The organism is Schnuerera sp. xch1 (assembly GCF_019931165.1).
In the GTDB taxonomy this organism is placed as follows: Bacteria; Bacillota; Clostridia; order Tissierellales; family Tepidimicrobiaceae; genus JAIOUP01.
This window is the reverse complement of record NZ_JAIOUP010000028.1, coordinates 1-9965: the sequence shown is the minus strand read 5'-3', so window position 1 is coordinate 9965 and position 9965 is coordinate 1. Positions and strand designations below refer to the sequence as shown.

Here is a 9965-nt window from a genome sequence, read left to right as displayed (position 1 = left end):
ATATATTACTAGTTCGTTTTAATTTTATTACTTTAGATTATAAATCTAGAAAACACTTAATGTTTTTCAGTGACCTCTATCAAACCCATATGTTTTTTTAACATTATAGCCTTCTTTTCTTCTTTCTTCCACTAATTTATCCCTTGATAAACTGGTAGTACTTCCTCCACCATCTGTCATATATACTAATGCCATCTGATTATCCTTTGCTTTATATTTTAATAAAGTTGCTCCTAGCCCAATAGTTTCATCATCTACATGTGGAGAAAAAACCAGTATCTTCTCCTTTTTTGTAGTTATCATATCGTCAATTTCATATTTATCCCTTTTTAAACTGTTTTTATAATAAAAGTAAGTGTATATACTATTTAATAACCTTATAGGATACTTAAGCACTTTTTTAACTATTTTCTTAATCATAAATTCACACCCTCTATATGCGCCTTATCTTACCTCGTACTTCCCTCTTACCATAAAAATAGCATCTTCTATAGCATGAACTCCTCTTCCATCGTCTCTAGGTATTATAAGTAAATGATTGGATGGCACCTGTTCATCCATCTTTAAATCCTTACCCATAGTTACATCTGACAAACCTCCCAATTCACCAGCAATAGTCTTAGCTTTTCCACCTCTTAGAATGATTTCAGTACCATTTTGTCCAATAATAGATTGTCCGGCTGATATTTTGACTACTTCAAGACTACTAGTCTGTTCATTCTCTGTACTATCCATTATTGTAGCCAATTTTTTATCTATATTAGATTCTAACTCTTCTATTCTCTTATCTAGATAACTTAGAGATACTAAAGGATCATCTTCTGCCCCTGGGGCTGAAAAAACAAAGGTTGTTCCTAATAGTGCTATCCCTAATCCTAATGTTAATACAGTCTTTCTAAATTTATTACTTTTCATTTGACTTCCTCCCTTTAATTTTTCATATATTAAAAGTAATCAGCTTTAGATATGTGAATATCAATTTTACTTTCATTTTTAATTCCATTATTAAAAGAAACTACAGTTGCTTTATTTTTAAATACTTTGTTTATGGCACCCTTATGATCTGTATAATTAAATAAAATTGGAGATTCTACCCTAGTAAAATAATCATTATATTTATCATTAAATCTCCCTAGTATATAATAGATATTTTTTTCCCTATTGTAAAGTAGGTATGATTCCCCATTCTTTTTATAATAGAAATATTTATTAATTGGGGATTTTCCAAATTTCCAAACCAAATAATCGTCCTCAATAAACTTTGATTCGTCCTTTAATTTACTCTTATTTAGAACAGGTTTTAAGTAAAAACATTTATTTATACTCCATCCCAATTTTAAATAACCTGGTCTAGAATTTTCATTTGGGTAATTATATATAAATGCTCCTTTTGTATTTTCCAAGGCTATCAAAGTCATTTTAGTAAATATACCCATGCCTCTAAATTCTTTAAGTACTGCAGTATCACAAGGTTGGTATGACAGATTATCGTCTATATCATTCCTCCAAAATGCTCTAGCACCTATTGCTTTATCTTTATGATAAGCTAAAACAATGTAGGAATCTCCATAAATATTATCTGTATACTTCCAATCGAACCATATTTTATCTGCATTGTGTTCGAAAACCTTATTGAAAATATTAATAAAATCATTCATTTCTGCATCTGTAATCTCACTAGTTAATTTACATACATAAGTAATATCTTGCTTATTAATCAAATTTCAACACCTTCTTTTTTAATAAACTCTATATTCTTCATTTGATTATACTATATATATTATAGATTGACAAAGTTTAAATAATAAAAAATAAGCATCTCCTTTCAATGCTTATTTTTATAAATCTATTATGCCTAAACTAATTTTCAAAGATTCATCTACTTTGATCATCATATCTTCATTGAATTTCCCTATCTTCTCACGTAATCTCTTCTTATCAATGGTTCTAATTTGCTCTAACAAAACCACAGAATCTTTAGGAAGACCATATTGAGGGGCACTTATTTCGACGTGAGTAGGTAGCTTGGCTTTATTGATTTGAGAAGTAATAGCCGCCACAATTATTGTGGGACTATACTTATTCCCTATATCATTCTGTATTACAAGAACAGGTCTTACTCCACCTTGTTCCGAACCTATAACAGGACTCAAATCAGCATAAAATACATCCCCTCTTTTTATATTCACGCCTTTTCACATCCAGTAAGATTTGTTTCGTACATATTTAATTCTATCATATCTTGTTCAAAACCTATTTCAGCAAGAGCCAAGTTAATTTTACTCATTTCTACATATCCATCCTTAAGTTTTTCAGAAATTTCCATTCGCATTTTTTCACGAATATAAAATTTCATAGCTTCTTTCACAAACTCGTTTCTATTCTTCTTCTCCATAGACACAATAAAATCCACTTCTTTTAATAAACTATCTGGTAAGCTAACCATGATTCTCTTCGTTTCAGCCATTAACCTTGCACCTCCAAGATAGAGTATTTCACTTATAAATGTATAAATAAACTCAAAATAACAATATACATAAATTATATATGCTATACATTAATTGTGTCAATATGAGTATCTATTTATACAAAATTTAACTTATTTCAATAAATAATCATCAATCTGAATTATTTCTCCATTTTGGAAATATACTCTAGGAACCCTTCTGCCTACCATACATACTATTTCATAATTGATAGTTCCTAATGTTTCAGCTAATTCATTTACATGAGGGTATCCTTCTTCATAACCAAAAAGTATTACTTCATCACCTATAGCTACATCTTCTATATCGGTTACATCTATCATACATTGATCCATACATATTTTCCCTACTATAGGTGCTCTCTTCCCTTTTATATAAACTTCTCCTTTAGAAGTTAAAAGTCTCGTAAATCCGTCTGCATATCCTATAGGAATAGTAGCGATTTTAGATTTTCTTTTTGTAACAAATATCTGCCCATAGCTTATCCCTGTACCTTCAGTAACAGTTTTGATATTGGAAATCTTAGCTTTTAAATTCATCGCAGGTTTTAATTTAACTTTATTTTTATTGACTTCATCAGAAGGATAAAATCCATATAAAATTATACCTGCTCTTACCATATCTAAATTATATTCAGGAAAATCAATTATTGCAGCACTATTTGATATATGCTTTATTGGAATAGAAATACCTCTTTTTTCTATTCTTTCTATAAAAGTCGAAAACCTCTTATATTGTAACCTTGTATAAGTCTTATCAGCCTCATCTGCAGTTGCAAAATGGGTGAAAGCCCCTTCAATTTTTATATTTGGTAATTTTGAAATTTTTATTATCTGTTCCATAGATTCATCTGTAGGTAAAAAGCCAATTCTACCCATTCCACTATCGATCTTTAAATGTATAATTCCAGTTTTGCCTAAATTAATTGCAGCTTCCGAAAAAGATTTAGCACTTTCATAGTTATATATTGCTTGCGTAATATCGTATTTTATAGCTAATGAAAATTGACTTTGAGGAGTATATCCTAATATAAGTATTGGCACATCAATATTAGCATTTCTAATCTCAATTCCTTCAGATAAGGTAGCCACCGCTAACCTATCCCCTCCATTTTGTAGAAAGGTCTCAGCAGCTTTAATGGAACCATGTCCATAAGCATTTGCCTTAACCACCGCAGTTACTAATGTTCCTTCTCTAGTATTTTTTCTCACTTCTTTAATATTATGAGCCAAATTATCTAGATTTATTTCTGCCCAAGCAGGCCTTACTTCATCTAGAGCACGCATATTAACACCTCTATTTATCTTTTATAGTTTGATTATTAAATATATTCTATTTTCAAAAGCCAAATTCCTTCTTTTTTTATCAAAATTTTTATATTTTCTGTCTTTTTATAGAGGTTGAATTTTATTAATACTTTTAGGAATATTTTGTAGTATGTCTCTTGCAATCATACCATATTGTCCTTTATCAATTTCTGCCAAATCTCCAGCTAATCCATGGCAATATACGCCTAGTATTGCTGCTTTATAAGGATCAATATTTTGGCCTAAAAATCCAGCAATTACACCAGTTAATACATCTCCACTACCAGCTGTAGCCATGCCTGCATTACCTGTAGTGTTGACATATACTTCTCCTTTTTCACTACTTACTATGGTACCTGCTCCCTTTAATACTGTTATTATTTTATATCTATTCGATACATATTTAGAATATTCTACTCGATTTTTCTGAATGTCTTCTATGCGTGTCTTAACCAATTTGGACATCTCTCCAGGATGAGGGGTAATTATGGTGGGCTCCTGTCTATTTAATAATACATCCGGATTATCTTTGGATATGCAATTTATACCGTCTGCATCTATTACTACTGGTTTATGAAAAGTTAACAATATCTCTTTGACCAACTCTATTCTTTCTTCATCAGTTCCCATGCCAGGTCCAATTGCTAATGCTTCCATCCCTTCAATTGCTTTCAATATTTCTTTCACTGAATCCATAGTGAAATGATCTATATTATTCCCTATAGGCTTAATTATAGCTTCAGTTAATTTAACAGAAAGAATATTACTTATAGCATCTGGTACAATAGCATATACCAAACCACTACCACTTCTTAAAGCAGCCATAGCAGATAGATAAGGCGCTCCCGTCATTCCTTTGCTACCCGCTATTATTCCAACTCTTCCATAAGTTCCTTTATGAGAATCTTTTTCTCTTTTAGGTAACATCCTTTTTATATATTTAGGAATAATTATATCCTTTTGACATTTGATCGTTTCACCTGTTACAAAAGCTAAGGCATATTCATTCTCATGAGTTATAGAAAGTTTAATATTTTCTATATTTAATGCTTTTGATATTTTGTAACCTTTGTTATGTAACTTTACCAACGGCTTACCTTTTTTATCATGTAAAATCTCCATGTGCTTCCAATTAACTTTTCCTACTCCAGTACCTAATAATTTTGATATAGCCTCTTTAGCAGCAAACAATCCAGATACTGTTTGTGAATTATAGTCTTTGATTTTTATATATTCAATTTCATCTTGGGTAAATATTTTATTTAAAAATCTATCTCTTTCTTTATTCAACAAATTTTCTATTCTTGATACCTTAATTATATCCACTCCATTAACTATAGTCATAAATACTCTCCTCTATCCAAGTATTTGCTCATCCAATTTTTCCATTTCATCATTGCCTAACATACCATGTAAAAAAGAATAGGTAGAATTTATCCATTCCTCATAATCATATTTCTGATTTATTAATGTTCTTGTCTTTTCTCTAATACTTTCTAACTCATCTGTAATAGTTTTTAATTCTTTCTCCTTTTGCTTAAGCTCTTTATATCCATAGTAAACAGTAGCCTTTAATAGATTGAAATTTGTTTCCCTGATTTGTTGAAAAATACCTTCTAATTTATAAGCTATATCATCCAATCTTTCATTTGTATTTTCCATCTTTTCTTTGTATTCGTCTAGTAAGTCAAGATTTTGAGTTTTATTTCCGTTATTTATAGCATCAGAAATACCTAAGATCATTTTCATAGCAATATTTTTTTCTTTTTTAAGTGTTATTTCTTCTTTTTCCATATTCTTTTGTCTTTTTACTAATTCAATTAATTCATCCCTATTCTGTTGAATATTTTTATTATCCGTATTTTGAAATAACTCTATCCAATTTTCATTATCTATTAGCAGTGGTATCCTATTTTTTATTATTATATTTTCATCTAAATTTATATTTTTGTAATACATAGCACATCTCCTTTCAGCTACATTATACTACAATAATGATTTCATATTTTATCTATTTATTAGATTATTAATAGCTTTTTGTGCATTATACATTATCTTCTCTATGTCTAAAGTCTTAATTTCCCTTTTCTCCATAATAATATTACCGTCTACAATTACTGTATCTACGTCAGAACCTTGTACAGAATATGCTAAAGCTGAAACTATATTATGCAAAGGATAGAGATGAGGTTTATTCATATCTATTAATATTATATCTGCCTTTTTATTCTCTTCTATTGAACCAATTTCTTCATCCCAGTTTAATGCTTTAGCTCCATTTATAGTAGCCATTTTTAATGCATCCATAGCAGGTACAGATACAGCATCCATATTTACTGCTTTATTTATAATTGAAGCTAAATGGATTTCTTCAAACATATTTAAATTATTATTGCTCGATGAGCCATCTGTTCCTAATGTCACATTTATTCCAGATTTAAGCATTTTATCTATAGGTGCAAACCCACTTGCTAATTTCAAATTGCTAGTAGGATTATTAACTGGACTTACATTGTTCTTTTTTAATATATTAATATCTTCATCATCCACATGAACACAATGGGCAGCAACAGTTGGCCGATTAAATAAACCTAAATCATATACATGCTTTATTGGGGATTTTCCATAATTTTTAAAGCTATCCTCCACTTCCTTTTTCGTTTCTGATAAATGAATATGAATTTCAGAATCTAATTCTATTGCCAAATCAAGTATTTCTTCTAAATATGCTGGGCTACAAGTATAAGGCGCATGAGGTGCTACCATCACCTTAATTCTTCCATCTTGATTATTATTCCAATTATCATATAAATTTCTCGTATATTCAATTTTTTCAGTTTTTTGCTTTTCTTCTTCTATTATACCCCGTGTCAAAACTCCCCTCATTCCGGATTCTACTAACCCCTTGCCTACTTCTTCCATAAAGAAATACATATCACAAAATGTAGTAGTTCCTGATTGAATCATTTCAACCATGCTCAATAAAGAACCCCAGTAAACATCACTGGCTGTTAATTTATCCTCTGCTGGCCATATCTTTTGGGTTAGCCATTTCTGTAATGGTAAATCATCGGCATAGTTTCTAAACAAAGACATACCCAGATGAGTATGAGCATTAATAAGTCCTGGCATAGCAACTTTATTCTTTCCATCAATTATTATATCAACTTTTAAGTTTTCGCTTAGTTGACCAATATGAACTATTGTATTACCTTCAATATATATATTGGTATTTTCTATTAACTCTTTTTTACCACCCATAGGAAGTACAGTTACATCTTTAATAAGTATGTTCACAAGATCACTCCTTAACATTATATCTAATTTTTATTAATATTACTTAAAAATTCCTTTATTCTTTCTAATAAAAGATTCATATCTTCAATTTCTAATGAAATTTTCTCTATTGGGCACATACCAGTTTTATCTCTGTTTTTAATATAGGGACAAACTCCATTATAGGTATATGTTATATTGCTTTCTTTTAAAACTTTAATAGCTGTATTGGACATCAATTGTCCATAGACTTCATTTACTCCTATATATCTACATAACATTGCAGCCCCTTTGCCAATTACTCTATCAGCTATAGAGGCTCCCTTTGTATTCTCTGACATTTTAGTAGCTAAAATATACATGGGTTTAATACCTCTATCATTGCTTTTAAATATTAATTTTCCATCTCTTACTACCACCAAACGTAAGTCCTTTTCTTCTAAAATCTTTTTAGCTATTTCTATATCATTCATTATATTCAGCTCCAACTATACTAAAAAGCTTATCGCTGTAGCCACTTCCATAAAATCTTTAGTACTTAATCTAACAACTTTAGAACTAACCTGTTCTACATTAGAATAATTTATAGCTTTAAAAGCTTCTGAATGCTCATTGTACTTTATCTCCAGCTCAAATTCTTCAGGTAATTCAATCTTATATGAAGATAGATCTTTTTTTAAACTCTCTTCCACTCCATCCTTTATTAAATCCAATGCTAATTGAGGATGAATATTGATGGTAGAATCTCCTATCCCTTTTTTTACAGGTACAGTAATTATATTCTTATCTACCTTACTCACCTCATTACATAATCCTTCATCTCCACTTAAAAATACGACTGGTACATTTAAACAAGTGGCTATATATGAGTGAAGTAGAAATTCACTTAAATACTCTCCGTTTAATTTCAAATAATCTATTCCTGTATTCATGCTGTGGGATAGTGGATTGGTATTAGTTCCTCCAGCAGAATGATAACCAATGAATAATAATGCATCAAAACTATCATCCAATTCCTGTACCATAGAATACATATGCCCGCTCCAACCTCTTATCAGCTTAGTATTTTTAGGTAAAAGATTGTGATCTATGTTTCTTCCACTGTCATGGGCATCTTTAATCCATATTTCATCTGCTCCTGCATTTATAGCTCCTTCACAGGCAGACTTTACTTCTAATGTCATTTGATTAACAAATCGCTTATAGTCTGCTTCTTGTTTTTTAGTCTCATTCCAATGTGTAACTCCAGTAATTCCCTCTATATCAGCACTTATATATATTTTCATTATATACCCCCTCTTTTTAATATATATATATTATATCAATATTTTTAAAATCCAGCTAAATATATTCACAATATTGATTGTATTTCATGTAAAAAAGTATTAATATATATATATCTTTTAGAGTATCTAATTATCTTCTAGGGGGAGCGAAATGGATAAAATAGAAAAAAACGAATTGCTAACAGGTAATTTTAAAAAAAATCTACTTAAATTAGCACTTCCTACCAGCTTGGGTTTTGCATTACAATCCGTATACGACATGGTAGATATGATGTGGGTTGGCCGTATTTCATCTTCTACGGTAGCAGGAGTTACTATATTTTCTACAATATTTTGGATAGTTGTTGTATTAAATGAAATCATAGGAGCTAGTTCTATCTCATTGATTACTCAAAGTTATGGAAAAAAAGACTTTGAACGAACTAGGAGAATAATAGAGCAAACTTTAACCTTTAAAGTGTTAGTGGCTATAATAGCTGCAATCATTATCTCTATAATATTGGAACCATTATTATGGTTCTTTTCAAAAGATAAAGCAGTTGTTGAAGCTGCTTTAGATTATGGATACATAAGAATGTTCTTTCTCCCTGTTATGTTTGCTTCATATTCTGTAAATACTGCATTAAGATGCCTAGGAAATGCAAAAACTCCTATGAAAATAATGATTATATCTTCTATGACCAATATTATCCTAGACCCTATATTTATGTTTAAATATATTCCTGGAACCGACATACCCGGATTTAACTTCGGAGTATTTGGTGCTGCTCTTGCTACAGTCATATCTACTATTATAGCTTTTTCAATAGGGCTTTTTATATTGCTTAAAGGAAATAGCAAAATAAATATTACATTTAAAGGACTATTTAAATTAGACTGGGAAATAGATAAGAAACTTTTGACTATAGGTTTTCCAACAGGTATAGAAGTTTTGATGAGAAATCTAGCAAGTATGGCTACATTAAAATTTGTATCTATATATGGTACAAATACTGTAGCTGCAATGGGTATAGGTAGCAAATTATTTAACTTTGCTTTTACTCCTATAATAGGAATATCTATGGGCTCTAGTACCATAGTAGGTCAAGCTTTAGGCGCCGATAAAATAGAAAAAGCAAAGAGTACAGCAAAATTTGCTGCCTTAGTAGATGTAGTTATGATGGGAATTGTCGCAATTATTTCTATAATAATACCAGAACAAATAATGAAAGCTTTCATAGATGATCCTGCTGTTATTAATATAGGTATACCTATGATAAGAATATTGATTCCTTCTTTAACATTGGCTGGATTTGCAATAGGCTTAGGCTGTGTATTCACAGGTTCAGGACATAACTTTCCTTTCTTATTAGCTAGCATTTTCTCTAGATGGTGTATTCAAGTTCCTATGCTCTTTGTTACTTCAAAATTACTAAATCTTTCCGTTATCTTTGTTTGGCTAAGCTTTTTAGCTGCTGAAATAGGAGAAATTTTCGTAACTTTATATCATTATAATAAAGGTATATGGAAAACTAAAAGAGTATAGATATAAGTAAGGGGCTGTTTCAAAATAGAAAAGCCTTAAAAGAAAAACAGGTCGAAGAGCGCTAGCTCTGATATGATACTTCCAA

The 9965-nt window shown here is 30.2% G+C and carries 12 protein-coding genes; 1 reads left to right on the top strand and 11 read right to left on the bottom strand.

Features of this window, described 5'->3' with window-relative positions:
• Positions 1–66 precede the first annotated feature (66 nt).
• The 11 genes from K8M07_RS12290 to K8M07_RS12240 all read right to left on the bottom strand — a co-directional run bounded on the left by K8M07_RS12290 (position 67) and on the right by K8M07_RS12240 (position 8355).
• A complete protein-coding gene (locus tag K8M07_RS12290; RefSeq protein ID WP_223379362.1) occupies positions 67–420 on the bottom strand; it encodes a PIG-L deacetylase family protein in 354 nt (117 codons plus the stop codon).
• Positions 421–444: 24 nt separating this feature from the next.
• Positions 445–915: a hypothetical protein gene (locus tag K8M07_RS12285; protein WP_223379360.1), complete on the bottom strand. Its 471-nt coding sequence runs from the start codon at positions 913–915 to the stop codon at positions 445–447.
• A gap of 29 nt (positions 916–944) precedes the next feature.
• On the bottom strand, positions 945–1721 hold the full coding sequence (locus K8M07_RS12280) for a GNAT family N-acetyltransferase (protein ID WP_223379358.1): 777 nt from the start codon (positions 1719–1721) through the stop codon (positions 945–947).
• 117 nt (positions 1722–1838) lie between these two features.
• Complete coding sequence (locus tag K8M07_RS12275; RefSeq protein WP_223379356.1) at positions 1839–2189, bottom strand: type II toxin-antitoxin system PemK/MazF family toxin; 351 nt, start codon at positions 2187–2189, stop codon at positions 1839–1841.
• Positions 2186–2467, bottom strand: coding sequence for a CopG family ribbon-helix-helix protein (locus tag K8M07_RS12270; protein ID WP_223379354.1), 282 nt, complete (start codon positions 2465–2467; stop codon positions 2186–2188). Before K8M07_RS12270 ends, K8M07_RS12275 begins: the two co-directional genes overlap by 4 nt.
• Positions 2468–2599: 132 nt before the next feature.
• Positions 2600–3772: an alanine racemase gene (alr, locus tag K8M07_RS12265; protein ID WP_223379352.1), complete on the bottom strand. Its 1173-nt coding sequence runs from the start codon at positions 3770–3772 to the stop codon at positions 2600–2602.
• A gap of 105 nt (positions 3773–3877) precedes the next feature.
• The gene (locus K8M07_RS12260; RefSeq protein WP_223379350.1) at positions 3878–5137 is read right to left on the bottom strand and encodes an NAD(P)H-hydrate dehydratase; all 1260 of its coding nucleotides are present in this window, start codon (positions 5135–5137) and stop codon (positions 3878–3880) included.
• A gap of 12 nt (positions 5138–5149) precedes the next feature.
• On the bottom strand, positions 5150–5752 hold the full coding sequence (locus K8M07_RS12255) for a hypothetical protein (protein WP_223379348.1): 603 nt from the start codon (positions 5750–5752) through the stop codon (positions 5150–5152).
• Positions 5753–5800: 48 nt separating this feature from the next.
• Entirely contained in the window at positions 5801–7090 is a 1290-nt protein-coding gene (locus K8M07_RS12250; protein ID WP_223379346.1) for an amidohydrolase, read from the bottom strand.
• 23 nt (positions 7091–7113) lie between these two features.
• Positions 7114–7542, bottom strand: a complete 429-nt coding sequence (locus tag K8M07_RS12245) for a DUF1893 domain-containing protein (protein ID WP_223379344.1) — start codon at positions 7540–7542, stop codon at positions 7114–7116.
• 15 nt (positions 7543–7557) lie between these two features.
• Positions 7558–8355, bottom strand: coding sequence for a M55 family metallopeptidase (locus K8M07_RS12240; protein WP_223379342.1), 798 nt, complete (start codon positions 8353–8355; stop codon positions 7558–7560).
• Positions 8356–8506: 151 nt separating this feature from the next.
• Between K8M07_RS12240 and K8M07_RS12235 the strand changes: the two genes are divergently transcribed.
• The gene (locus tag K8M07_RS12235; protein ID WP_223379340.1) at positions 8507–9880 is read left to right on the top strand and encodes an MATE family efflux transporter; all 1374 of its coding nucleotides are present in this window, start codon (positions 8507–8509) and stop codon (positions 9878–9880) included.
• The last annotated feature ends 85 nt before the right edge of the window (positions 9881–9965 follow it).

Bases quoted from the DNA above. Each gene is read 5' to 3' on its own strand.
- K8M07_RS12240 (WP_223379342.1), bottom strand. From the start codon at position 8,355: ATGAAAATATATATAAGTGCTGATATAGAGGGAATTACTGGAGTTACA.
- K8M07_RS12255 (WP_223379348.1), bottom strand. From the start codon at position 5,752: ATGTATTACAAAAATATAAATTTAGATGAAAATATAATAATAAAAAAT.
- alr (WP_223379352.1), bottom strand. From the start codon at position 3,772: ATGCGTGCTCTAGATGAAGTAAGGCCTGCTTGGGCAGAAATAAATCTA.
- K8M07_RS12245 (WP_223379344.1), bottom strand. From the start codon at position 7,542: ATGAATGATATAGAAATAGCTAAAAAGATTTTAGAAGAAAAGGACTTA.
- K8M07_RS12235 (WP_223379340.1), top strand. From the start codon at position 8,507: ATGGATAAAATAGAAAAAAACGAATTGCTAACAGGTAATTTTAAAAAA.
- K8M07_RS12285 (WP_223379360.1), bottom strand. From the start codon at position 915: ATGAAAAGTAATAAATTTAGAAAGACTGTATTAACATTAGGATTAGGG.
- K8M07_RS12260 (WP_223379350.1), bottom strand. From the start codon at position 5,137: ATGACTATAGTTAATGGAGTGGATATAATTAAGGTATCAAGAATAGAA.
- K8M07_RS12270 (WP_223379354.1), bottom strand. From the start codon at position 2,467: ATGGCTGAAACGAAGAGAATCATGGTTAGCTTACCAGATAGTTTATTA.
- K8M07_RS12290 (WP_223379362.1), bottom strand. From the start codon at position 420: ATGATTAAGAAAATAGTTAAAAAAGTGCTTAAGTATCCTATAAGGTTA.